The organism is Variovorax sp. DXTD-1 (assembly GCF_003984625.1).
In the GTDB taxonomy this organism is placed as follows: Bacteria; Pseudomonadota; Gammaproteobacteria; order Burkholderiales; family Burkholderiaceae_C; genus Variovorax.
This window is the reverse complement of the sequence record NZ_RWKH01000017.1, coordinates 77,826-101,006: the sequence shown is the minus strand read 5'-3', so window position 1 is coordinate 101,006 and position 23,181 is coordinate 77,826. Positions and strand designations below refer to the sequence as shown.

The 23,181-nt window shown below is 65.7% G+C and carries 23 protein-coding genes and 2 pseudogenes; 13 read left to right on the top strand and 12 right to left on the bottom strand.

Annotation, left to right across the window (positions count from 1 at the left end):
• Positions 1 to 16 precede the first annotated feature (16 nt).
• A complete protein-coding gene (locus EJI00_RS17065) occupies positions 17 to 1,027 on the top strand; it encodes a chemotaxis protein CheB (RefSeq protein WP_126748684.1) in 1,011 nt (336 codons plus the stop codon).
• A 19-nt stretch (positions 1,028 to 1,046) separates the two neighbouring features.
• Here the strand turns inward: EJI00_RS17065 and EJI00_RS17060 are convergent, their stop codons facing one another.
• Positions 1,047 to 1,970, bottom strand: a complete 924-nt coding sequence (locus EJI00_RS17060; RefSeq protein ID WP_126748683.1) for a manganese catalase family protein — start codon at positions 1,968 to 1,970, stop codon at positions 1,047 to 1,049.
• A gap of 108 nt (positions 1,971 to 2,078) precedes the next feature.
• On the opposite strand from EJI00_RS17060, the gene EJI00_RS17055 reads away from it, so the two are divergent.
• Positions 2,079 to 2,576 (top strand): ferritin-like domain-containing protein, encoded by a 498-nt coding sequence (locus EJI00_RS17055; RefSeq protein ID WP_126748682.1) that lies wholly within the window; start codon positions 2,079 to 2,081, stop codon positions 2,574 to 2,576.
• Between the two features lie 59 nt (positions 2,577 to 2,635).
• Positions 2,636 to 2,917 (top strand): KGG domain-containing protein, encoded by a 282-nt coding sequence (locus EJI00_RS25550; protein WP_126748681.1) that lies wholly within the window; start codon positions 2,636 to 2,638, stop codon positions 2,915 to 2,917.
• Positions 2,918 to 2,938: 21 nt separating this feature from the next.
• On the opposite strand, the gene EJI00_RS17045 is transcribed toward EJI00_RS25550, so the two are convergent.
• Entirely contained in the window at positions 2,939 to 3,520 is a 582-nt protein-coding gene (locus EJI00_RS17045; RefSeq protein WP_126748680.1) for a response regulator transcription factor, read from the bottom strand.
• A 241-nt stretch (positions 3,521 to 3,761) separates the two neighbouring features.
• Between EJI00_RS17045 and EJI00_RS17040 the strand changes: the two genes are divergently transcribed.
• On the top strand, positions 3,762 to 4,160 hold the full coding sequence (locus tag EJI00_RS17040) for a hypothetical protein (RefSeq protein ID WP_126748679.1): 399 nt from the start codon (positions 3,762 to 3,764) through the stop codon (positions 4,158 to 4,160).
• Between the two features lie 218 nt (positions 4,161 to 4,378).
• On the opposite strand, the gene EJI00_RS17030 is transcribed toward EJI00_RS17040, so the two are convergent.
• Together EJI00_RS17030 and EJI00_RS25430 are read right to left on the bottom strand one after the other, a co-directional pair.
• Positions 4,379 to 4,927, bottom strand: a complete 549-nt coding sequence (locus EJI00_RS17030) for an OBAP family protein (RefSeq protein ID WP_260590749.1) — start codon at positions 4,925 to 4,927, stop codon at positions 4,379 to 4,381.
• On the bottom strand, positions 4,885 to 5,136 hold the full coding sequence (locus tag EJI00_RS25430) for a hypothetical protein (RefSeq protein ID WP_260590748.1): 252 nt from the start codon (positions 5,134 to 5,136) through the stop codon (positions 4,885 to 4,887). The genes EJI00_RS17030 and EJI00_RS25430 overlap by 43 nt, the downstream gene beginning before the upstream one ends.
• A gap of 274 nt (positions 5,137 to 5,410) precedes the next feature.
• Between EJI00_RS25430 and EJI00_RS17025 the strand changes: the two genes are divergently transcribed.
• Complete coding sequence (locus EJI00_RS17025; protein ID WP_126748677.1) at positions 5,411 to 9,550, top strand: CheR family methyltransferase; 4,140 nt, start codon at positions 5,411 to 5,413, stop codon at positions 9,548 to 9,550.
• Positions 9,551 to 9,568: 18 nt separating this feature from the next.
• On the opposite strand, the gene EJI00_RS17020 is transcribed toward EJI00_RS17025, so the two are convergent.
• From EJI00_RS17020 to arsC, 3 genes are all read right to left on the bottom strand, one after another.
• Positions 9,569 to 10,939 (bottom strand): NUDIX domain-containing protein, encoded by a 1,371-nt coding sequence (locus EJI00_RS17020; RefSeq protein ID WP_126748676.1) that lies wholly within the window; start codon positions 10,937 to 10,939, stop codon positions 9,569 to 9,571.
• 103 nt (positions 10,940 to 11,042) lie between these two features.
• Positions 11,043 to 11,780 (bottom strand): arsenical resistance protein ArsH, encoded by a 738-nt coding sequence (gene arsH / locus EJI00_RS17015; RefSeq protein ID WP_126748675.1) that lies wholly within the window; start codon positions 11,778 to 11,780, stop codon positions 11,043 to 11,045.
• Positions 11,746 to 12,192 carry an arsenate reductase (glutaredoxin) gene (gene arsC / locus EJI00_RS17010; protein ID WP_126748674.1) on the bottom strand — a complete coding sequence of 149 codons (447 nt, stop codon included), beginning with the start codon at positions 12,190 to 12,192 and terminating at the stop codon, positions 11,746 to 11,748. Before arsC ends, arsH begins: the two co-directional genes overlap by 35 nt.
• A 29-nt stretch (positions 12,193 to 12,221) precedes the next feature.
• On the opposite strand from arsC, the gene EJI00_RS17005 reads away from it, so the two are divergent.
• From EJI00_RS17005 to arsB, 5 genes are read left to right on the top strand one after another with little or no spacing between them, the layout of a single operon-like run.
• A complete protein-coding gene (locus tag EJI00_RS17005) occupies positions 12,222 to 12,545 on the top strand; it encodes an ArsR/SmtB family transcription factor (RefSeq protein ID WP_126748673.1) in 324 nt (107 codons plus the stop codon).
• Positions 12,546 to 12,559: 14 nt separating this feature from the next.
• The gene (locus EJI00_RS17000) at positions 12,560 to 13,051 is read left to right on the top strand and encodes an ArsI/CadI family heavy metal resistance metalloenzyme (RefSeq protein WP_126748672.1); all 492 of its coding nucleotides are present in this window, start codon (positions 12,560 to 12,562) and stop codon (positions 13,049 to 13,051) included.
• Positions 13,052 to 13,062: 11 nt separating this feature from the next.
• Entirely contained in the window at positions 13,063 to 13,572 is a 510-nt protein-coding gene (locus EJI00_RS16995) for an arsenate reductase ArsC (protein WP_126748671.1), read from the top strand.
• A complete protein-coding gene (locus EJI00_RS16990) occupies positions 13,569 to 14,063 on the top strand; it encodes an arsenate reductase ArsC (RefSeq protein WP_126748670.1) in 495 nt (164 codons plus the stop codon). Before EJI00_RS16995 ends, EJI00_RS16990 begins: the two co-directional genes overlap by 4 nt.
• 7 nt (positions 14,064 to 14,070) lie before the next feature.
• Positions 14,071 to 15,150, top strand: coding sequence for an ACR3 family arsenite efflux transporter (gene arsB, locus EJI00_RS16985; protein WP_126748669.1), 1,080 nt, complete (start codon positions 14,071 to 14,073; stop codon positions 15,148 to 15,150).
• Positions 15,151 to 15,201: 51 nt separating this feature from the next.
• On the opposite strand, the gene EJI00_RS16980 is transcribed toward arsB, so the two are convergent.
• On the bottom strand, positions 15,202 to 17,313 hold the full coding sequence (locus EJI00_RS16980; RefSeq protein ID WP_126748668.1) for a hypothetical protein: 2,112 nt from the start codon (positions 17,311 to 17,313) through the stop codon (positions 15,202 to 15,204).
• A 374-nt stretch (positions 17,314 to 17,687) separates the two neighbouring features.
• Here EJI00_RS16980 and EJI00_RS16975 point away from each other — a divergent pair.
• Positions 17,688 to 17,945 (top strand): annotated as a pseudogene (locus tag EJI00_RS16975) (helix-turn-helix domain-containing protein); the annotation flags it as partial.
• Positions 17,946 to 18,054: 109 nt separating this feature from the next.
• On the opposite strand, the pseudogene EJI00_RS16970 reads toward EJI00_RS16975, so the two are convergent.
• From EJI00_RS16970 to EJI00_RS25425, 3 genes and pseudogenes are all read right to left on the bottom strand, one after another.
• Positions 18,055 to 18,824 (bottom strand): annotated as a pseudogene (locus EJI00_RS16970) (IS3 family transposase); the annotation flags it as partial.
• A gap of 31 nt (positions 18,825 to 18,855) precedes the next feature.
• Positions 18,856 to 19,170 (bottom strand): hypothetical protein, encoded by a 315-nt coding sequence (locus EJI00_RS16965; protein WP_126748667.1) that lies wholly within the window; start codon positions 19,168 to 19,170, stop codon positions 18,856 to 18,858.
• Positions 19,167 to 19,292 (bottom strand): hypothetical protein, encoded by a 126-nt coding sequence (locus tag EJI00_RS25425; RefSeq protein WP_260590747.1) that lies wholly within the window; start codon positions 19,290 to 19,292, stop codon positions 19,167 to 19,169. Before EJI00_RS25425 ends, EJI00_RS16965 begins: the two co-directional genes overlap by 4 nt.
• Positions 19,293 to 19,567: 275 nt before the next feature.
• Here EJI00_RS25425 and EJI00_RS16960 point away from each other — a divergent pair, with 275 nt between their 5' ends.
• Both EJI00_RS16960 and EJI00_RS16955 read left to right on the top strand, forming a co-directional pair.
• Positions 19,568 to 20,347: an exodeoxyribonuclease III gene (locus tag EJI00_RS16960; RefSeq protein WP_126748666.1), complete on the top strand. Its 780-nt coding sequence runs from the start codon at positions 19,568 to 19,570 to the stop codon at positions 20,345 to 20,347.
• 41 nt (positions 20,348 to 20,388) lie between these two features.
• Positions 20,389 to 21,084, top strand: a complete 696-nt coding sequence (locus EJI00_RS16955) for an AP2 domain-containing protein (protein WP_126748665.1) — start codon at positions 20,389 to 20,391, stop codon at positions 21,082 to 21,084.
• A gap of 130 nt (positions 21,085 to 21,214) precedes the next feature.
• Here the strand turns inward: EJI00_RS16955 and EJI00_RS16950 are convergent, their stop codons facing one another.
• Complete coding sequence (locus EJI00_RS16950; protein WP_126748664.1) at positions 21,215 to 23,107, bottom strand: GspE/PulE family protein; 1,893 nt, start codon at positions 23,105 to 23,107, stop codon at positions 21,215 to 21,217.
• Positions 23,108 to 23,181: the final 74 nt, after the last annotated feature.

Genomic DNA, 23,181 nt, shown 5'->3' with positions numbered 1-23,181 from the left:
CTTCTGCTGGTCAGGAATGCTCAACTCTTCTCCCCCAAACCAAGCCATCTTCATTGGCGCTTCCGTAGGCGGCGTCTATGCAATGCTCGATCTGGTCGCTGAATTGCCGGCCGATTTTCCCGCGCCGATTTTCTTCGTGCAGCACATCGGCGCCCACCGCAGCCATCTTGCTTCCCTGCTCAACGACCGCGGGCCGAACCGCGCGGTCGAGGTGAAGCAGGGCGACGTGCCCGCAGCGGGCACCATCTACATCGCGCCGCCCGACCACCACATGCTGCTCGAGGGCGGCGTGGTTCGCCTGACGCGTGGACCCAAGGAGCACCATGCCCGCCCCGCCATCGATCCGTTGTTCCGTTCCGCCGCACTGGATTACGGCCCCCGCGCCGTGGGCGTGGTTCTTACCGGCAGGCTCGACGACGGCAGTGCCGGCTTGCGCGCCATCAAGGACTGCGGCGGCATCGCGGTCGACCAGGATCCGGCCGAAGCCCATGAACCCAGCATGCCGCAGAGCGCGATGGCGGCGGTGCAGGTGGACCACGTCGTTGCGTTGCGCGGCATGGGCAAGCTCCTGTTGCAGTTGGCGCAACCGCGGCCGGACTTGCCGGCTTTCGAGGCGCCTGCCACGCTGCGCCGCGAATACGCCGTGGCACTGGGAGACCGCACGGTGGAAAACCTGAAGGTGATCGGCGAGCCCTCGATGTTCAGCTGCCCCGACTGCGGGGGCGTGCTGTTCGAGCTGCACGACAAGCACCCGGTTCGCTACCGCTGCCACACGGGCCACGCCTTCAGTGCACGCAGTCTCGCGGCCACGCAGGAAGAGGTGACCGACGCCGCGCTATGGACCAGCCTGCGCGCCATGCAGGAGAAGGAAGCCATGCTGCGGCGGCTGGCCGAGGTCCAGAAGGTGGAAGGCGTCGGCAACGCCGAGAAGTCGCTGCGCGAAGCCGACGAGCTCGCGGCGGTGAGCGCCGCGTTGCGCAAGCTCACCGTGAAGGCGCCCAGCCCGGCCAGTTTCGACGCGAGCTGAGCCCTTCGTTCCTGCGCCGTTACTTCTTTGTTGGCGGCATGGTGCCATCGGCACCCGCGGGCAGCGCCGGGCCTTCGCCCATGCCGAGCTCCGCGCCGGTGAGCGGATCGCCGTCGGGGCGCGACTGAGTGCGCGCCGCCATCTGCTGCAGCACCGGCGCATCCGCATCGCTGAGCTCGACGGTGGCCAGGCCGTCGCCGCCGTCCACCGGCCCAGACTCTTGCGTGACGGGCACGAAGTCCCACCGCTCGCCCTGGTTCCAGGGGCCGCGCAGGTCCGCGTCGCTCTTGGACATGCGGAAGTACACGTTGGTGAAGCGCGGGTCGCCCGGCAGCTTGCCCGGCGGGAAGTTGGGCTCGATGGAATACAGCGCCTTCTCGAAAGACTTCTGGTGTGCGATCTCGCGCGTCATCAGGAAGGTCAGCGCGTCCTTCACGCCCGGATCGTCGGTCAGGTTGATGAGCCGTTCGTACACGATCTTGGCGCGCGCCTCGGCAGCGATGTTGGAGCGCAAGTCCGCCGTGGGCTCGCCGATGGTGTCGATGTAGGCGGCCGTCCACGGCACGCCGGCCGAGTTGACCAGCGGCGGCCCGCCGCCGTAGAGCACCTGCGTGATGTGGCTGTCGTTGCCAGCGCCGGTGATGGTGCGGTACATCTCGCCTTGCTCTTCCACGCCTTCGGCCAGCCGCCCCTTGGCGCCCTTGTTGAGCATGCCGACGATGGTGCCGATGATCTCGAGATGGCTCAGCTCTTCGGTCGAGATATCGAACAGCATGTCCTTGCGGCCCGGGTCGTCGTCGCCGAGCGCCTGGGTGAAGTAGCGGCAGGCAGCGGCCAGCTCGCCCTGCGGGCCGCCGAACTGCTCGAGCATGAGGTTGGCGAGGCCGGGATTGGTCTCGCTCACGCGCACCGTGTATTGCAGTCGCTTGTTGTGAGAAAACATGGGGACTCCTTGCGTTGGGTTGGGTCTGGGTCTGTTGAACGAACGGCCGCGCCTTCGGCACCGCCGCGCTTTTTACGCGGCAAGCGGCGTGCCCCCCACGCGTGCGGCATGCCCGTCAAAAGCCTCTCCGACCTTTTCATTCACGAGCTCTCCGACACCTACAGCGCAGAAAAGCAGATGACGCGCTCGCTGCCCAAGCTGGCCCGCGCCGCCACCGACGAAGGCCTTGCCTCGGCCTTCGAGATGCATCTGGAAGAGACGCGCGGCCAGGTCGAGCGCATCGAGCAGATCGCCGAGCTGCTGCAGATCAAGATCAAGCGCATCAAGTGCGAAGGCATGGCCGGCCTGGTCGAGGAAGGCGATTCGCTGATCGACCAGATCGAGAAGGGCCCGGTGCTCGACGCCGCCTTGATCGGCGCGGCGCGCAAGGTCGAGCACTACGAGATTGCGGGCTACAACTCGCTGTGCACGCTGGCCAAGAAACTGGGGCACACGGAAGCCGTGTCGTTGCTCGAAGCCTCGCTGGCCGAGGAAACGGCGACCGACGGCAAGCTCAGCGCGCTGGCCGAGGCGCAGGCCATGGAAGAGGCCATTGCCGAGGAGTGAGCTGGAGGCTGGCTTTTCTGCCCGCACCCCGGCGCCGGGGCGGGCACGTCGCTTGCCCCATGCAGGACCTGCGCGCAGCGGTTGCGCGCACAGGTCCGCACTGTGTTCGCGGAGCGAAGGAAAGCATGTCAATAAACGATCAAGAAGGGCGCATCCGCAGCCGGCGCGGCTTTGCAGGAATGGATCCCGAACGCCAGAGAGAGATCGCCAGGAAGGGCGGGCGCACCGCGCATGAGCTGGGGCTTGCCCACGAATTCACCCCCGAAGAAGCCCGCAATGCGAGGGCGAAGAGCCTGAGCGCGCGGGCGCAGGGAGCCGCGAACACGCAGCAGCAGGAGTAAGTAGATAGCAGGCCGCCGCGGTCAGGCGATCGCGGCGCGCAGGGCGGCGGGCTCGAAGGTCCTTGCAAGCACGGCATCGAATCCGGCGATTCCGCCCTTGTCCTGCTGGTGCTGCGCCAGCGATGAACCCCACACGGCCACCATGCGGCCTTCGAAGCCGGCGTCTCGCGCACGGCGGCCCATCGACAGCGCCGAGCCGGTCGAGGTCCGCACGTCGACCACCGCGATTTCTGGCACCCGATTCATGAGGGCGCTGTAGCCGTCGTCGCTGCTCGCGGCAAGGTCGACCCTGTATCCCGCGTCCGAAAGAAGCCCTCCAAGCACCGCCAGCAGCTTCGCGTCGTCGGACACGACCAGCGCACGGCCGGGCTCGCCTGCGGCCCGCTGGGCATGGTCGACGAGTTCGTTCATCCGGGCCGAGAGCTGGCGAACCTGCCGTGAAACTACGACGGCCGCTTCGTGCAAGACGGCTTGCGGGAGCTCGACTTGAGCGAGCACCTCGCTCGCGGACGAGATGGCAGCCAACGCATTGCGCGCCTCGTGCACGCAGCGGCTCAGATCCCTGGAGCCGTCGACGGTGGAGACGGTGGAAGATGGGGGCATGTGAATGTGGAACACTGAAGGCGACAGTTCCATTTGGCATGCGGCGTGCCCGGCGTGGGAGCAAGACAGGGCAAGAGCAGCGGGCTGCCGCGTGCCGGTATTTGCCGCAAGTTTTGCAAGCCGTGGAAAGCTCGGGATGCGGCTAACAGCGGCCTCGGCGCCGGGACGTGCGGCGGTGCCGGCCATCATGAATCCTCAGACCTGCTCGGCAACGCCCCAGCCGGCAATCCAGGAGTAAAGAATGATCGTCCCGCGCAAGCGGGATCTCTGCGTGACGTCCGGGTGCAGCCTCGCAGGTCCAGCCGTTCGGTATGGCGTGGTGCTCGTCTTGCGCGTGCCTGGCGCGATGGCGCGCTATGGCACGCTGAGGGCGAGGCTTGGACACTTCTTCTTCTTCTTCTTCTTCGGCTGTGGGCGCTATCCGACGGGGCATGTGGGCGTCTGCTGGCGCGGCGCGCTTGCATGCAGCCGATGCTTGCTGCCGTGTTCCACTTTTAGGGTGCAGACAGGCATGAACAAAGATTCGGTCAAGCAGATTCGGCCTGGCGCGTTCTCGGAATCGGTCGCGGGCGAAGAAGACCCGGGTGCGGTTGAGCTTGCGGCGCAGGGCTTCAGCCGCTGGGGTCGTCCGGCGGCGTAACCCGCCACCGTGCCGCCGCCGACTGAGCCGGTAGGCCAGCCTTCAGCGCCGCTGACGTAACCGGCGGCCTGCATTTTCACGCCCATCTGGTAGGCAAAACTCTCGACCGGGCGCGCGCTCTTCAGGTGGCCGCAAACAGGGCCGGCAATCTGCCAGCAGGCGCGCCTGCCAATATGAGCCGTAGTTGATGCAGCGATGAAAGTTGAGCACGCCGATGCTCATCGGCTGCGCAGCGCGCCATGCGGCTCGGTGCCGGTGGGGTCCGCAATCTGCACCGCCTCGCCTTTTTGCCAGCTGTCGGCGCCTTCGGCAATGGCGGGGGCGGGAATGTCTTCGCGGTTCTTTTTCTTCTCCGCGGAATCGACGCCGAAGCGCTTGTCGCGCTGCGCCACCATGTCGGCATGGGCCTGCCCGTCGGCGGTGAATCCCATCATGAGCTGCGGAACACCGGTGGGAAGTTCCTTGTGCATGTCGGTGTGCCAGGTGTGAAAGGTCTTGCCGTAGGTGCCGACGAGTTTCTTCATGAGCTCGTGCTCGGCGGCCTGCGGAATGCCGGGCGCGATGAGCTGGCCGGACTTCACCTCGTGCACATGGCTGTGCCACAGGGCCTTTTCCTGCGCCGGGAGCGACTTGAAGAGCCGTTCGCTCACGATGTATTCGACGCCCATGATCCGGGCGTTCTTCACATTGCCGTCATAGATCACGCACTGGATGAGCTCTTCGTTCAGCACCGAGCAGTAGTGGTGCGCCTCCATCTGGGCCTGCATGTTGCCGCTGTAGAAATGAAGCCGTCCAGGTACGCGTTCAACGCATCGAGCGGCGGCTTGTCCTGCAGGGCGGCGGCACCGGCTTCGAGCGTGGCGGTTTTTGCGCTCTTGCCGGCTCCCGGCGACTCGACGCCGGAATCGGTGTTGCTGCCGCCGCACGCCGCGAGCAGCGCGCCCAGGGCAAGCGGAAGGAGAAATCGCAATGGCATGGCTTGCATGGTGGGTTCTCAAGAAGGAGAAGAGAAAACCGCGACCATGCGCCGCAGGCACCCGGCGGCGGCAAGATGCGGCCGACGCGGTGTGTAGGAGCAGCGCGAAAACCCTGCTCCTGGAGACGTGGACCGCTTCTCACGCCCCAAACCGAAAAAATCAGGGAAAAAACCGGCCGCAAACCCGGAATATGGCGGCCACAAGGGGCAGAATTTCAGGATCGAATGCCGCACGCGGCAGGCTCCGGGGCTGCGGCCCTGCAATGGCATCTCAATGCCCAAATCGAACCCGCCTTCGCCTTCCTCCGCCGATGAACGCAAGCTCACGCCCAGCACGCTGAGTTTCCCGGTCGTCGGCATCGGCGCCTCCGCGGGCGGGCTAGAGGCGCTGCTCCGCTTCTTCGAGCAGATGCCGGCCGATGCAGGCATGGCGTTCGTTGTCATCCTGCACCTGTCGCCCAAGCATGAGAGCAATGCGGCCTCAATACTGCAGCGCTCCACGCAAATGCCCGTGATGCAGGTCACGCAGCCGGTGCCGGTCGAGGCGGACCATGTGTACGTGATCCCGCCCGGCGTCGACCTGACGATGAACGACGGCCACCTGCAGGCCACGCCCAGCGAGCGGATCAAGGGCCAGCACTTGGCCGTGGACGTGTTCTTTCGCACCATGGCCGAAGTGCACAGGGAGCGGGCCGTCTGCATCGTGATGTCGGGCACCGGAAGCGACGGCGCGGTGGGGCTCACGCGCGTGAAGGAGCACGGTGGCCTTGCCATGGCGCAGTCGCCTGAAGACGCGGCGCACGACGGCATGCCGCGCGCCGCCATTGCCACCGGCATGGTCGACATCGCGCTGCCCGCCGCGGAGATGGGCGAGCACCTGGTCGAGCATTGGCGCAACGTACAGCGCATTCGCATGCCTTACGGCGAGAACGAGGAACTCGTGCAGGAGCCCGACACGGGCGACGCAGGCAGGCGGGCCGAAACGGCGCTGCAGGAGATCATGGGCCTGTTGCGCACCTACACGCGGCACGACTTTCGGCACTACAAGCGGGCCACGGTGCTGCGCCGCATCGAACGCCGGCTGCAGGTGAACCGCCTGGCGGACCTGCCGGCCTACCGCGACTTCCTGCGCGACCATCCCGATGAGGCGGTGCCGCTGCTGCAGGACATGCTCATCAGCGTGACCAATTTCTTTCGGGACCCCGAAGCCTTCGAGGTACTCGAGCAGGACGTGCTTCCCAAGCTGATCGAGGCCAGGCAGCCCGGCGAGCAGGTGCGCGCCTGGGTGGCGGGCTGCGCCACCGGCGAGGAGGCCTATTCGCTCAGCATCCTGCTGCACGAGCAGATCGACAAGCAGTCCAAGCCGCTGGACATACAGATCTTTGCCACCGACATCGACGGGCGGGCCATTGCCACGGCGCGCAGGGGGCTGTATGCGCAGGGCATCGCCGAAGACATTTCGCCCTCGCGGCTGCAGCAGTTCTTAGTTCCCGAGCAGGACCAGTACCGCGTGACGACCTCGGTGCGCGAGCCGGTGCTCTTTGCGCTGCACAACCTGCTGCGTGACCCGCCGTTCTCGCGGCTGGACATCATCTGCTGCCGCAACCTGCTGATCTACCTGGACCGTGCGGCGCAGGCCCATGTGCTGGAGATGTTCCGCATTGCGCTGCGGCCGGGGGGCTATCTGTTCCTGGGCACTTCGGAATCGATCGATGCGGTGGGCAGCCTGTTCACCGCGGTCGACAAGAAGAACCGCATCTACCGCGCCAACCCTGAATTGCCGACCGGGCGCCACATGCCGCTCATCAGCGATACGCCGTTCAAGGCGGGATCGCCCGACCCCATGGAAGCGCTGCGCTCGCCTAAGCGCGCCGAGCGCCTGAGCTTTGCCGAGCTGCACCAGCGCGCGCTCGAGCAGTTCTCGCCGCCGAGCGTGCTGATCAACAGCGAACACGAGGTGCTGCACCTGTCCAGCGGTGTCGGCCGCTTCCTGGAGCGGGCCGGGGGCGAGCCGTCGAACAACCTGCTGAACAACGTGCGGCCCGAACTGCGGCTGGAGCTGCGCACCGCGCTTTTCAAGGCCGCGCAAACCTCGGGCAGCGTGGAAACGCGCCTGGTGCAGAGGCGGGATGACGGGCGGCAGGTGTTCCTGAACATCACCGTCCGACCCCTGCAGCGCGGCGATGGCGAGGACAAGGACGCGCCGCGGCTCACGCTGGTGGTGTTCGATGAAGTGGAAGACAGCATGCGCCCCGAGGGCGGCGAGCCGGCCGACGCGGCGCGCGAACTGCTCATCAGCCAGATGGAAGACCAGATTCGCCAGCTCAAGCTCCATCTGCAGGAAACCATCGAAGGCGCCGCAACCTCGACCGAGGAACTGAAGGCCTCCAACGAGGAGCTGCAGGCCATCAACGAAGAACTGCGCTCCGCCACCGAGGAGCTCGAGACCAGCAAGGAAGAGCTGCAGTCGATGAACGAGGAGCTCGCGACGGTGAACTTCGAGCTCAAGATGAAGGTGGAAGAGCGCGGGCACATCAACGACGACCTGCAGAACCTCATCACCTCGTCGGAGATTGCCACGGTGTTCGTGAGCCGGGGCATGCACATCAAGCGCTACACGCCGCATGCGAGCAAGCTGTTCAACCTGATTCCGTCGGACCTGGGGCGCTCGCTGTTCGACATTACCAGCCGGCTCAACTACCCGGAGCTCGCGGAGGACACGGCCTCGGCTTTCAAGGACCTGCGCATTACCGAGCGGCACGTGACCAGCGTGGACGGGCGGCACTTCATGGCGCGAATACTCCCGTACCGCACGGCGGAAGACAAGATCGAAGGCGCGATCCTGAACTTTTTCGACATTACCGAGCTGCGCGCCGCGGAAGAGAAAGTGCGCGCGGGCGAAGAGCGGCTGCGCATGGTGGCCGCGACCACGCGCGACTTTGCCATCATCACCTGCGACGACCAGGGCCAGATCACCACCTGGAACGCCGGCGCCCAGCGCATCTTCGGCTACAGCGAGGAAGAGATGATCGACCGGCCGCTGGCGGTGATCTTCACCGCCGAAGACCAGGCCAACGGCGTGCCCGAACGCGAGAAGCGCCGCGCGGTGGAGTTGGGCCGGGCCGAAGACGAGCGCTGGCACCAGCGCAAGGACGGTAGCCGCTTTTTTTGCAGCGGCGTCACCACGCCGATGGAACCCGCCGCGGGCGGGGGCTATGCGAAGATCGCGCGTGACATGACCGGGACCAAGGAGCACGAGCTCGCGCAGGAGCACCGGCTCTTCAAGGAAAAGAAGGCCAGCCTCAGCGCGCAGGCGGCCAACGAGCTGAAGGACAAGTTCCTGGCGGTGATGTCGCACGAGCTGAAGCAGCCGCTCAACCTCATCCAGATGAACGCCGAGCTGCTGATGCACATGCCGGCCACCGCGGAGGTGCCGGCGGTGCGGCGGCTGGGCGAAACCATCAAGCGCGCCGTGGCCAGCCAGACGCGCATCATCAACGACCTGCTCGACCTTTCTCGCATCCGCACCGGCAAGCTGCGGCTCAATCGCGTGCCCGTCGACCTGGGCGAGCTGGTGCAGACCACGGCGCAGGCCGCGGTGAACGACGTGGCCGGCAAGAAGCTGGCGCTCGACGCGAACTGCGAAGCCGGCGTGCTGTGCAACGGCGACCGCATACGCATGGAGCAGATCGTGTGGAACCTGCTCAGCAACGCCGTCAAGTTCACGCCAGACGGCGGCCGCATCACGGTACGGGTCACAGCCGACGAGAACTTCGGCAAGCTGGTCGTGGCCGACACCGGCTGCGGCATTGCGCCGGAGTTTCTGCCGCATGTGTTCGGCATGTTCAACCAGGCCAGCAGCGACGCGACGCCTCCCAACGGCGGGCTGGGCATCGGCCTGGCGCTGGTGCATGAACTGACGCGTGCCCACGGCGGCCGCGTCGAAGTGCATTCGGCCGGGCTGGGCCTGGGGGCCGAGTTCAGTGTGTGGCTGCCCCGTGTGGGAGCCGCGGTCGAAGCTGTGGTGGAACAAGCCCCGGCTGAAGTGAGCCTGCGCGGCTGGCGCGTGCTCGCGGTGGACGACTACGCCGACGCGCTGGCCCCGTTTGCCGAGGTGCTGAGGCTCGAGGGCGCGATAGTCGATATTGCGCCAAGCGCAAAAAAGGGCCTGGAGCTGCTCGAATCGAATGCCTACGATCTGCTGGTGTCCGACCTTGGCATGCCTGAGATGGACGGCTACCAGTTCATAGCCGAAGTGCGGCGGCGGCCGGAGACGCGCGAGCTGCGCTCCATTGCCATGTCCGGCTTCGGCCGGCGCGCCGATGCACGCCGCGCGCTGGAGGCCGGCTTCAATGCGCACTTGCCCAAGCCCGCCTCCATCGACGAGCTCAAGGCGGCCATCGGCAAGCTGTGATGAGCGTGTGCGCGCGGCTCAGGCGCCGTGCCGCAGCAGGAAGCCGCTGGCAGGCGCAATCCATTCGACCTCGTTGCCGGCATGCACGGCGGTTGGGTCGGCTGCGCCGGTGAACAGCGTGCGTTCCTCGGGCAGCAGTAACTGAAGCGCGGGAGCTGAGGTGCCGCCGGGGCCGGGAAGGGCCACCAGCGTGGCGCCGCCCAGGTCGAGCGATTCGCCAGGAGCAGGCCACAGCACCACGGCACCAGGCCACGACGATCGCAGGCTTTCGAGCGCTTTATCGGCCGCCTCTGTGCGCGGCGCGGTTGAGAGCAGCCATTGCACCTCCTCCGGCGCCGCTTTGCGCAGCAGCTCGTTCGGCGCGGTGCCGTGCGGCAGCGGGTCGATCAATGCCCACGGGCCGCCTGCGCCGCCGACGAAATAGCTGTTCGAACCCGGCTCCGCCGACAACGCGCCGGCGCTGCCCGTGACCCGCCGCACGCGGGCGGACAACTGCATGGCCAGGCCGGCCTCGAGCGCATAGCGCGCATGGCCGGTGCCGTCGGGGTCGAGGCGGCTGATCTCCTGGTAGGCCGGCTCGTCGATGTTCACCGCGCGGCGCCCCGCAGGTCCGTCGGCCAGGCGAGGCATGTTCAGCACAATGCCGGCCAGGCCGCGCGCATGCGCCATGCAACTGGCGGTGCTTTCGAATGCGGCCAGCTGCTCGAGCGTGCGGTGCGTCACGTTCATCAGCTTGAGCCCGCGGTCCGGATCCACAGCGTCGGCCGGCTTGAGCCACATGTGCTCGACGGTTTCGCGGCCGTCCGGCTTCACGCTTTGCCCGGCGGGCATCTCCGCAATGAAAAAGCGGGTGTCGAAACGGCGCGGCATGCCGGGCGGCGTGAGCCAGTGGCTGAAGTAGGCGAGCCGGTCGACCGCGAGACGCCAGCCTTGCGCATCGCACATCGCCAGCAGCGCGTCGGTGCCTTGCTCTGCGGCATGCCGCATGGCTTCTAGGCGCGAGGCGGGCAGCCGGTCGAGCTCGACCACGCGGTCTTCGGCGTCGCAGGCGAACAGCACGCCCGCTTCCTCGAAGCATTCGCGCACCGCGGCTGCGTAGTAGTCGAGCCCGCCTTCGGCCACGCCGAGCCGCCTGCTCGCGCCTGCGTCATCGAGTCCCTTGCACATCAGGTGCAGGCTGCGGTCATGCGTGTCGACCACGCCGCCGGGGAAAACGCTGGCGCCGCTGTTCTGGTCGTCGGCTTTTTCAGCGCGGCGAAGCAGCAGCACTTCCATGCCGTTGGCGCCGTCGCGCAAGAGAATCAACGTGGCCGCAGTGCGGATGGGGCGGGGCGCTGGCTGCGGCGGGTTCGCCGGGGCCGTTGCCGTTGCCGATGGCTTGGCATTCATGGGCGCTGATTGTCGGCCAACGGGCGCCAGGCTACCGGCGCCACTGCCCGCCGATGTCGGACAGCCTGCTTGCTGGCGTAGGACGCGGCACGAAACAACGGCCCTAGATGGCGCGCTGGTTCACCCGCTTGGCGAGCTCGTCGGCGCTTTCCCGGCGCTCGCTGTAGCGGTCGACCAGGTAGCCGGCCGCGTCGCGCGTGAGCAGGGTGAACTTCACGAGTTCTTCCATCACGTCGACCACCCGCTCGTAGTAAGAGGAGGGCTTCATGCGCCCGGCTTCGTCGAACTCGAGAAAAGCCTTGGCAACGGAGGACTGGTTGGGAATGGTGAGCATGCGCATCCAGCGCCCGAGCACGCGCAGCTGGTTCACCGCATTGAACGACTGCGAGCCGCCCGACACCTGCATGACCGCGAGCGTCTTGCCCTGCGTGGGCCGGACGGCGCCGATGCTCAGCGGAATCCAGTCGATCTGCGCCTTCATGATGCCGGTCATGGAGCCGTGGCGCTCGGGCGAGCACCACACCATGCCTTCGGCCCATTGCGCCAAGTCGCGCAGCTCCTGCACCTTGGGATGGTCGTCGGGAGCGCTGTCCGGCAGGGGCAGGCCGGCGGGGTCGAAGATGCGCGTCTCGCCACCCATGGCCTGCAGCAGCCGTGCGGCTTCTTCGGTCAGCAAGCGGCTGTAGGAACGGTCGCGCAGCGAGCCGTACAGCAGCAGAAAGCGCGGTGCGTGGCGCGCCGGCGCGTTGCCGGAGAGGCGCTCGAGCGAGGGCCGGTCGAACAGGGCGGCATCGATGTTCGGAAGCTCAGGCAGCGGGTTTGACACGGCGGCCCTCCGCATCGATGACGACTTCGCCGTCTTCCTTGGTGAAGGGGCCCTTCTGCGGAGACGGAAGAATGCCGAGCACTTCTTCGGATGGGCGGCAGAGCCGGGTGCCCAGGGGCGTGACCACGATGGGCCGGTTGATCAGGATGGGGTGCGCAAGCATGAAGTCGACCAGTTGTTCGTCCGTCCACTTCGGATCGGCCAGCCCGAGTTCGGCATAGGGTGTTCCCTTTTCGCGCAGCAGCGCGCGGGGCTGCATCTTCATGGCGGCGAGCAGTTCGACGAGCGTCTCCTTGCCGGGCGGTGTCTTCAGATATTCGACCACCCGGGGCTCTTCGCCGCTGTTGCGGATCAGCGCCAGCGTGTTGCGCGAGGTGCCGCACGCCGGGTTGTGAAAGATGGTGATGGATGAGTTGGACGATTGCATTCTTGCGATTATGCAACTATTATTGAATTATGGAAGAACAAGACATCGTCAAGTCCCTGGCAGCACTGGCCCAGCCCGTGCGCCTTCAGGTGTTTCGCGCGCTGGTGGTGGCAGGCCCCGCAGGGCTTACCCCCGGCGCGCTGGTCGAAGCGCTGGACGTGCAGGCCACCAGCCTCTCGTTCCACCTCAAGGAACTGACCCATTCCGGGCTTGTGACGCAAGAGCGCAGCGGCCGCAACCTGATTTACCGCGCGGCGTTCGATCGGATGAACGCGCTCATCGGCTACCTCACCGAAAACTGCTGCCAGGGCGAGGCGTGCCTCACCGAGGCGGCCCAGGCTTGTCCATGCTGAATGAAGGAGCAACCATGAAGCGATTCCATGTGCATCTGAACGTCCAGGATCTGCCGGCGAGCATCGCCTTCTATTCGAAGCTTTTTGCTTCGGAGCCTGCGCGCATCGAGAGCGACTACGCCAAGTGGATGCTCGCCGATCCGCCGGTGAACTTTGCAGTGTCGACCCGCGCCAACTCGCTGGGCATCGACCATCTCGGCCTTCAGGCGGAGAACGAGGAAGAACTTGCAGAGCTGAAGGCACGCGTTGCGCAGGCCGACATCCAGGTGTTCGACGAAGGTTCGGCCACCTGCTGCTACGCCCGCAGCGAAAAGCACTGGATCACCGATCCGCAGGGCATTGCCTGGGAGCACTTTCACACGCTGGGCAATGTGCCGGTGTATGGCGAGAAGAGGGCGGATGCCGGCGAGGACGCTGCCTGCTGCGCGCCGAAGACGCCTCGCGGCCGGGCCGTCGGAATACCGCTCGTCGCAACGCCGGCCGCGCCGGTTCAAACCTCCGTCTAGGCGAGCGCCCCATGGCTGAAAAAATCTACAACGTGCTCTTCGTGTGCACGGGCAATTCCGCGCGGTCGATCATGGCCGAAGGCCTGCTCAACGACATGGGTGCCGGCCGGTTCAAGGCGTACTCGGCGGGCAGTCATCCGTCCGGAAGAGTCAGTCCGCATGCGCTGCGCACGCTCGAGAGACTGCGGCTTTCCGCGGAGGGCTACCGCAGCAAGAACTGGGACGAGTTCGCCAGGCCCGGTGCTCCCGCCATGGACTTTGTGCTGACGGTGTGCGACAAGGCCGCCGGCGAGGTGTGTCCGGTATGGCCCGGCCAACCCATGACCGCCCATTGGGGCGTGGCCGACCCTGCGGCTTTCGAAGGCCCGGAAGAAGCCGTCGAGCGGCAGTTCATGGACACGGCGCTGACTTTGAAGCGCCGCATCGAGCTGATGCTGGCGCTGCCGATGGAGCGGCTCGACGCCATGGCCATCCAGCACGAGATGCGCGACATCGGCAAGGCCCGGAAAGCCGCGCAATGACCGTCAACGTATTGATCCTGTGCACGCACAACTCGGCCCGCAGCGTGCTGGCGGAAGGCATGCTCAACCACCTGGCCAAAAAAAGCGGCAAGGACGTCAGGGCCCACAGCGCCGGCAGCGCGCCAAGCGGGCGGCTGAACCCTTTCGCGCTCGAGGCGCTTGCCAATGCCGGCGTGGATGTGTCGCCTTATCGCAGCAAGAGCTGGGACGAATTCGTCGGCGACGGCAAACCCGTGATGCGCATCGTCATCACCGTGTGCGACAGTGCCGCGCAGGAAGCCTGCCCCTATTGGCCCGGCAGCCCGGTGAAGGTGCACTGGGGCTATCCCGACCCTTCGCATGCACTCGGCGGCGACGAGGGCAAGCGGGTGGCCTTCGAGCTGACGCGCCAGGCCATTGCGTACCGTCTCGTGCAGTTGCTGGCGCTGCCGCTCGAATCGATGCCGGACACCGAACTTCAGGCGGCGCTGACCGCGATTTCCGAAAGCTGACCCTTCCATGAGCTCCCATACCGCCACCGTCGAATCGACATCACCCCCGCCCGCCATCGGCTTGTTCGAGCGCTACCTCACGATCTGGGTCGCGTTGTGCATCGTGGTGGGCATTGCGCTGGGCCAATGGCTGCCGGGCGTGTTCCGCGGCATTGCCTCGCTCGAGGTGGCCAAGGTCAATGTGCCGGTGGGCGTGCTGATCTGGGTGATGATCATCCCGATGCTGCTGAAGATCGACTTCGCGGCGCTCGGGCAGGTCAAGGCGCATTGGCGCGGCATCGGCGTCACGCTCTTCATCAACTGGGCGGTGAAGCCTTTCTCGATGGCGCTGCTGGGCTGGATTTTCATTCGCCACGTGTTCGCGCCGCTGCTGCCACCGTCGCAGCTCGACAGCTACATCGCAGGCCTCATTCTGCTGGCCGCCGCGCCGTGCACGGCGATGGTGTTCGTGTGGAGCCAGCTGTGCAAGGGTGACCCGTACTTCACGCTGTCGCAGGTGGCCCTCAACGACGCGATCATGGTGGTGGCCTTCGCGCCCGTGGTTGCGCTGCTGCTCGGACTCTCTTCGATCACCGTGCCCTGGGACACGCTGCTGACTTCGGTCGGCCTGTACATCGTGGTGCCGGTGATCATTGCGCAACTGCTGCGAAAGTATCTGCTCAAGAAGGGCACGGCGCACTTCCAGGCCGTGGCGGCATGGCTGGGGCCGTGGTCGATCTCGGCGCTGCTGCTCACGCTGGTGCTGCTGTTCGCCTTCCAGGGCGAGGCCATCATCGGCCAGCCGCTGGTGATTGCGCTGCTCGCGGTGCCCATCCTCATCCAGGTGTTCCTGAACTCGGGGCTGGCCTACCTGCTCAACCGCAAGCTGGGCGTGGCGCATTGCGTGGCCGGTCCGTCGGCGCTGATCGGCGCCAGCAACTTCTTCGAGCTCGCAGTGGCCACGGCCATCAGCCTGTTCGGATTCCAGTCGGGCGCCGCGCTGGCCACGGTGGTGGGCGTGCTGATCGAAGTGCCGGTGATGCTGCTGGTGGTTGCCGTGGTCAACCGATCGCAGGGGTGGTACGAACGAGGCACGAAGAAGGTCTGAGCGGAAGGGCGCGATCGCAGCCGTGTTTGACGTGGCTCTTGGCGTGCGTCCTCATCGCCCGCCCATCACCGGCCCCTGCTGCTGGTTGGCTTGCGCTGCGTTCTGTGCCCGAATCTCGCTCATTATTTGCGCCCGCTGCTGGTCGGTTTGCTGGATGTGCTGATCGCTCTGCTGATCGCTCTGCTGAACGCTGGGTGCGGGCTGGCTGATGTCCATCTGTGCTGGCACGGCAAAGAGCGAGCGGGAGGCGAAGATCACCGACTTGTCGCCAATATAAATACCCGACAGGTCTTTCTCTGTAATTCTCGACCGGTGGCAGGCGGCCGTGCCTTGGGCCAGGCGTTCTTCGGAGGTGCCCTTCGGGAGGAGGTCTTTGAGGGTGCTGTACAGCGCATGCTGGGGATGGCTCGGGTCGCTGAAATCGCGCAGAAGCGGGCGGCTCGCATCAGCCGCGGCAGTGGCGGCACTTGCGGATATCGGATTCCTCTCATCGCGTTGCTCCAGGCCGTCTGGCCTGCGTTGCTCGGCCATGCGCGCCATCCGCTCCCGCATCGCGGCCAATTCGGCCTGCGCCGCAGCCGCCCGGGCCTGTGCCGCAGCCGCCTCGGCTTGCGCCGCCGCAATGGCTGCCGCAGTGGGTTGGGCCATCGGCTGCGAAACCGGGGGCGTGGCGGCGCGCTCCTCAGGGGCGCTTTGACGGTTCGGCACATGTTCTCCCCGGCTTGGGGCCAGCGCCTGTTCCTGCACGCGTTCCGGCGCACGGTCCTGCACGCGCTCCACCGAAGGCTGCAGCGTCCTTTGAGGGCTCGGCTCGTTCTTGAACCGCTCCCTGTCCTGCGCCAGCGCAATCTCCAGGTCGCGCATATGGGCCTGCTCCTGCGCCAGGTGCATCCGGTACAACGGGCTGCTCTTGTCCAAATTGGATACATCCAGCTTGCCCACGGGCCGCAACGAGCCCGGGGAAATCTGCTCGGGCTCGTCGCGGCGCCGGTGCGCCTCGGCAAAGCTCATGCCGCCCGGCGTGGGCACGATGCGCGATTCATGCGTGGTGATCTGAGGAACGGGTTCCCGCTGCGCAGGAGCCTGTGCAGGTGCAGGCGTCCTGAACGAACCGGGGATGACGTGGACAGAGCCCTCTTCGTTCGGTGCGGGGTTCGGTGGCGCCGCACTGTGCAATTCCGTGCCATCGGCCGCGTAGTTTCGAACGGCAGTTGCGGACTGCGTGACGTTGCCCGCGCCATCGCGCCGGACGATGGTTTCGGTTTCGGTGTAGTGGCCGGTTGCGGCATCGCGGGCCCAGACGGTCGTGTGGGCCCTGCCTTCATGGATCACCGTTGCGGCCTGTCCCAGGGGCGAGCCGTCGGGAGCGAAGCCGTCTTCGATAGCCGCGCCGCCGCCCGCGCCGCGTGCGATGCCGGCTTGCTCCATGCGGCCCGTCTCGCGGTCGAGCGCCCAGTGAGCCCCGCTTCGATAGTCGCTGGTCGCCACCAGCCGAAAGCCGTCGGGGTTGGAGGCCTCGGGGTTCTCATAGGTTTTTTCGCCGAGAAGCTCGCCACTGGCTCTGCCGACTTCCTGCACGATGCGGCTGGCGGAGCCATCGGCATTGCGCACGTCCAGGATGTTCAGGGCCTGGCCCGGCTCGGGCGACCGCGCCCAGGTCTGGGTGGCGTTGGCACCGACGGGCGAGGGCGTGTCCCACGGCAGACCATTGGGGCCCATGGTGTTGGCCGACTGGATCTCGCTGCGCGCAAACGCATCGCGCAACGCTCCGCGCTGCTGCTGGGCGAGCTCCGCCCGCGCCTGGGCCAGTTGCGATTCGAAGCCCGCCGCCCGGAGGTAGCTGCCCGTGAGTTCGGCCGCCCTGGGCCCGCTGACGACTTTCACATAGCGGCTGGGCAGTGCGGGGTTGTCCTGCATCGAGAACCAGGTGCACTTGCCTTCGACCTGCACCAGCGCGTACTGGCTTCCGTCCGACGTGGTGACCGTCGGTGTCAGCGGCGTGTCATTGGGCAAGGTCAGCGGTGGGCCGAGCTTGTCGGGAGTGTCGCCGCCCGTCAGGTAGGCGCCGAGGGACTTGGCGCCTTGGGCACCTGCGAAGGCGCCGCCAACTCCGCCAAAAAACGCACCAATTGCCGTACCCCAACCTGGCCCAAGCAGGTACATGCCAGTTAGGGCCCCTGCTTGAGCACCCGCCCACGCACCGCCCGCTTGGCCACCAACACCAAGCCCCTCCGTTACGGCTTCTGCTCCGTTGCCCTGCACAACGTGCTGTCCAACGTTGATCGCATCATTGATACCTCCAACCACCGCAGCCGCAGGCACGATACGGCCTGCGATAAGTGCCGTAGAAGGCATGCGGGTCGCAGCGTTTGCAGCACCATGCTCGACCCCTGCCACGACAGCCGATGGGCCGTCCGACAGAACCTCCCTGTGTTGATTGCCACCGAAAATTGACCCGGCTAACGCACTAATTTCCGTCTAAGACTGACCCACGTAAAACTCTACCCTGCTCATTTTTAAGGCAGGGGATCCTAGGAGTGATAGACGTGGCGACATTGAGTGTCATCAGACGCTGGGCCCTGCGCGAGCAGATGTCCATTCGCGAGATAGCCAGGCGTACAGGCCTGTCTCGCAACACCGTAAAGAAGTACCTGCGAGCCGGCGAAGAAGCGCCGCGCTACGCCAAGCGGGCGAGCTCAAGCAAGCTCGACCCCTATGCCGACAAGCTCGCGACCTGGCTCGCGATCGAGGCCACCAAATCGCGGAAACAGCGGCGCAATCTGCGGCAGATCCACACATCCCAACCTAAAAAGGAGAACATCAAGCACTTATCCACATCGTGAAGCCTTCGAGTTCACAAAACGGGTGGGTCAGTATTCAATGGAAATCTAGGGTCAGAGATCGGCGGAATCCAACAGACCAACCAACCACTTGACGCGAGAACAAGTCGATCACCACGCTCAGGTACAGCCAGCCCTCGTGGGTGCGGATGTAGGTGATGTCGGTGACCCAAGACTGGTTGGGCTCGCCGACGATGAAGCGCCGCTGCAGGTGGTTGGGTGCGACCACAGCAGGCTTGCCGCCACGACTTCCAGGCCGCCGACGATAGCCCGTCTGGGAGCGTAGTCCCTCCAGCTTGAGCAGGCGAGCCACCCGGTGCTTGCCGCATGTCTCGCCCAGATCGCGCATGTCCATGGTCAGCTTGCGGTAGCCGTAGACGCCGCCGCTCTCCAGCCAGGCGTGCTTGAGAAGGCCCAGCAGACGTTGATCGTCCTTGCCACGAGGACTCATCGGTTCGGCCTTCCAGGCGTAGTAGCCGCTGGGGTGCACGGCCATGGCCTTGCACAGTCTGCGAACGCTGTGCTCGCCTTCATGACGCTCGATGAACGCGTACTTCACCCGGACTGCCTGGCAAAGTACGCTGCGGCCTTTTTTAGGATGTCGCGCTCCTCGGTGACCCGCTTGAGCTCGGCCTTCAGCCGGCGCAATTCGTCTGTCTGCGACACCTGCGCCTGCCGATCACCAGCAGGCGTTCGCAGGGCCTTGATCCACTGATAAAGGCTGTGCTGACTCACGCCCAGCCGGGCCGAAACATCGGCCACCTTGTGACCGCGCTCGGTGATCTGCTTGACCGCCTCGGCCTTGAACTCTTCGGTGTATCTCTGCTTACTCATGGCACCTCCTATTGGGCCTCAGGTTTGAGGCTCAGAGGTGTCTAGAAAACCCGGGGCGATTCAGGGCTGAAATCACGAACAAGCAGGGACTCGCGGCCCACAGCACGGAGAAATAGAAGCGATTCACGTCTGCCCTGATGTTCAGCGCCGTGATGCGATCGATCTGAGGAACCACGGAAGCCATGAAATCGCTGAAGTCCCGAGCCCATGCGTTGGCCCGCAGGATGTCATCGGGGATCAGCAGACCCACGACTGCCATGACAAGGTAGTACGCCACAAGCGCAAGACCAAAGGGGTTGCGCCAGGCAGATGTCTTGGTTTGAGCAACGGGTGTGGATTCGCTCATGCGGCCTTCTTCCGGAATTCACCATTTGCCGGATAGCCGTTGCCCTGAACAACGTCCGTTCCAACGTCGGCCGCCCGCGGGCCGTGCATCGATCGGGTTCGGAGTTCGGGGCTGATGGTCATGCGTTTCCCTTTGGCGGTTGTGCCTTGTGTTTCGAGCGGACGACCTCGGCAATTCAGGCGTACCGTTGCCTCCGATGCAGTCGTTCATGCCGACTCATTACAGGCCGAGATTTGCGATCGCTGAGGCGCCGGTCGCGCCGTAGTTCACATTTTTCCGTTGTTTTTTTGGGTACTGCTTGCACGCTTCTGGCATCGCAGGGCGTGTTCTCCGACAAGACCGGGGCGGCTTTCGGGCCATGATCCGCCCACTACGTTTCTTGTTTCGTGCAGTGCCCGTGAAGATTGCGACCTTCAACGTCAACGGCATCAACAGCCGGCTTCCGCGCCTGCTCGAATGGCTCGAAGAGTCCCGCCCCGACGTTGCCTGCCTGCAGGAACTCAAGTCTCCCGACGCCAACTTTCCGGCGGCGGCCATTCGCCAAGCGGGCTACGGCGTGCTGTTCCATGGCCAGCGATCATGGAACGGCGTGGCCATCCTCGCGCGCGGAAGAGAGCCGATAGAAACCGGCCGCGGACTCGACGGAAACTCCGAAGACAGCCAGAGCCGTTACCTCGAAGCCGTGGTGAACGGCGTGGTGGTCGGTTGCCTCTACCTGCCCAACGGCAATCCGCAGCCCGGCCCCAAGTTCGACTACAAGCTCGAATGGTTCGAGCGGCTCAACGCCCACGCGCAGCGCCTCTGCGGCTGCGGCCTGCCGGTCGTGCTGGCCGGCGACTTCAACGTGGTGCCGACCGACGCCGACATCTACAACCCGGCCTCGTGGCGCAATGACGCGCTGCTGCAGCCCGAAAGCCGCGCCGCCTTTGCGCGCCTGCTGGCCCAGGGGTGGACCGACGCGATCCGAACCCGCCATCCGGGCGAGGCGATCTACACCTACTGGGACTACTGGCGCAACCACTGGCCGCGCAATGCGGGGCTGCGCATCGACCACCTGCTGCTGAACGGGGAGCTCGCGCCGTTGCTGGTCGAAGCGAATGTGGACCGCGAGGTGCGCGGACGTCCGGGCGCGAGCGACCATGCGCCGGTGTGGATCGAACTCGAATTGCCCTTCTAGAATTCTTTCCGATGCCAAAAGGTGTTCCCAACCCAGCGCCCATGTACGGGATCTATGCCCGCCCGTGGGGTTTCGAGGTTTCCATCGTCCGGCGCGGGATCCGGTATTTCCAGCAGTTCGGCAACGGCAGCTACGGCGGCGCCGAACATGCGCTGCGGCGGGCGCAGGAATGGCGCGATGCCGTCGTGAGAACCGTGCCCCCGGCCACGCGGCGCGAGCGGGCCGAAAAGCTGCGGGCCAGCAACACCACCGGTGTGCCGGGCGTCTTCTGCCTGGTGTCGTCCGACGGAAGAGGGCTGTCGTGGCTTGCCAAGACCTACATCGCGCCCGACGAAATACTGCGCGCCAACTTTCCGATCCACAACTGGGGCGATGCGGCGCGCACCATGGCCATCGAGGAACGGGCGAAGCAGTTGAAGCACATGACCGGCCTGGCGGCCCTGCATCCCGCGGAAGAGTCGATCCGCAAGTCCGCGAGCGCGCCGACCGCGACTCCAGCGCTGCGCAAGCGCTCCCGTTCCGAAATCCTTCGCAAGTCGAATTCCAGCGGCGTCAGCGGCGTCCACTACAAGCAGCCCCGGCCCGACCACCCCGGTTATTGGCTGGCCATTACCTACACCGCAGGCAAGGGCAGCGTGAGCAAGGCGTTCTCGATCAAGGTCCATGGCTGCGATGAAGCCAAGAGACTGGCCATTGCCGAACGCAATCGCCAGTTGGCTCAAAAGGGTATTGGCTGATCGGCGGGTTACATCTATGCGCTATTGAGATTGCCCGGCCCGCCATGGCGATGCTGCCGGCGGTGGTATGGGATGCCGCCTGATCCGGACAGCCATGCCCTGACGGGCCGCTGCCGCACGCGGCGCTGGCTCAGACGTTGCTGGTCGCGCGGACCTCCTCGATGGTGGTCTTTCCGGCAAGAACCTTTTCGATGCCGTCCTGCCGCAGGGTGCGCATGCCTTCGCGCAGCGCCGCTTCCTGCAGCTCTTCGGCACGGGCGCCGCCCTGCACCAGCCGCCGCAGCGTTTTCGAGATCACCATCAGTTCGTGGATGCCCACGCGTCCATGGAAGCCGGTGTTGTCGCAGTGCTTGCATCCGGTGCTGGCGTAGGCGAGCAGCTGGCCGTCCTGACCGTAGTGGCGGTGCCAGCCATGGCGTACCGTCTCGCGTTCGGCCGGCGTGTCGTGCGCGCCGAACGAGTGCATGTAGTCGGACAGCAGTTCATCGACTTCTTCGGGGCGCATCGGCCGGCTGGTCACGCAATGGCTGCAAAGGCGGCGCACCAGCCGCTGCGCCAGCACGGCCAGCAGCGAATCCGCGAAGTTGAACGGGTCCATGCCCATGTCCAGCAGCCGGGTCACCGTTTCGGGTGCGCTGTTGGTGTGCAGCGTCGACAGCACGAGGTGGCCCGTCAGCGAAGCCTCGATGGCGGTCCTGGCGGTTTCCTCGTCGCGGATTTCGCCGACCATGATCACGTCCGGGTCCGCGCGCACGAAGGCCCGCAGCGCCTTGGCAAAAGTCCATTCGATGCGCGGGTTGACCTGCACCTGCCGCAGGCCGGCCTGGGTGATTTCGATGGGGTCCTCGGCCGTCCAGATCTTTCGCTCCGGCGTGTTGATGTGCATGAGCGCCGAGTGCAGCGTCGTGGTCTTGCCCGAGCCCGTGGGGCCCACGCACAGCACCATGCCGTAGGGGCGCTCCACCGCCTTGGTGAACTCCGACAGGTTGCGCTGCGAAAGGCCGAGCTGCTCCAGCGCAATGGGTTTGGCCGAAGCCAGGATTCGCATCACCACGTCTTCCAGGCCGTTGCTGGTCGGGATGGTTGCCACGCGCAGCTCGATGCGGTGCTGCGGCGAATACTTGGCGAAGTTGATCTTGCCGTCCTGCGGCTTGCGCTTTTCGCTGATGTCCAGGTCGCACATGATCTTCACGCGCGCGACCACCGCGTTGCGGTAGCTGGCCGGCAGCTCCAGGTGGGTGCGCAGCCGCCCGTCGCGCCGAAACCGGATGCGCGTCTTTTCCTTGCCCGGATAGCTTTCGATGTGGATGTCGGACACGCCCTCGCGGTGCGCGTCGACGATCATGCTGTTGATCATTCGCACCAGCGAGTTGTCCGACTGCTCGATGCTCTTTTCTTCTTCGTGGGCGGGAGCGGGGCGCTCTTTTTCGAGCGTGACCAGGAGCTCGCTGGTGGCGGCCGGCTCGAAGTCGAGCGGGCGCGACGGGTCGTGCACGATGGTCGGGTCCAGGATGGTGTCGCTGCCGATCTTTCCGTAGGCCTTGTAGAGCACCGTATCCAGCACAAGGCATTCGCCGATCACCGGCACCACCTTCATCTGCGAGATGAACTCCACTTCGTCGATGGCGGCGTGGCGGCTGGCCGGGTCGTCCATGGCAAGGATCAGGCGGCCCTGGTGGATCATCAGCGGCATCACCTGAAGGCGACGCGCAACCCCGTGGCTGAGTGTGCGCAAGGCGTCGATAGCGACCGGGAACAGGTGCAGGTTGACCAGCGGGTAGCCCATCTTTCGTACCAGCGCGGCCTTCAGCTGCTCCCGGGTGACCACGCCCATGCGGACCAGCGTTTCGCCCAGCGGCACGCTGCGGTCGAGCTGCTGCTGCGCCAGGCCTTCGCGCAACTGCTCCTCGGTGACCGCGCCCAGGGCCATCAGCGCCTGGCCGATCCGCAAGATCGGCATGCGGCTTTGAACTTCCAGGGCATGCAGCAACTGCTCGGGCGTGACGACTTCGGTGGGCGACATTGAATTGAATCTCCTGTTGCGGTGATTCTGGGGTGCACGGGCAGGCTTGTCAGCAGGAGCACACCCCGTGCGAA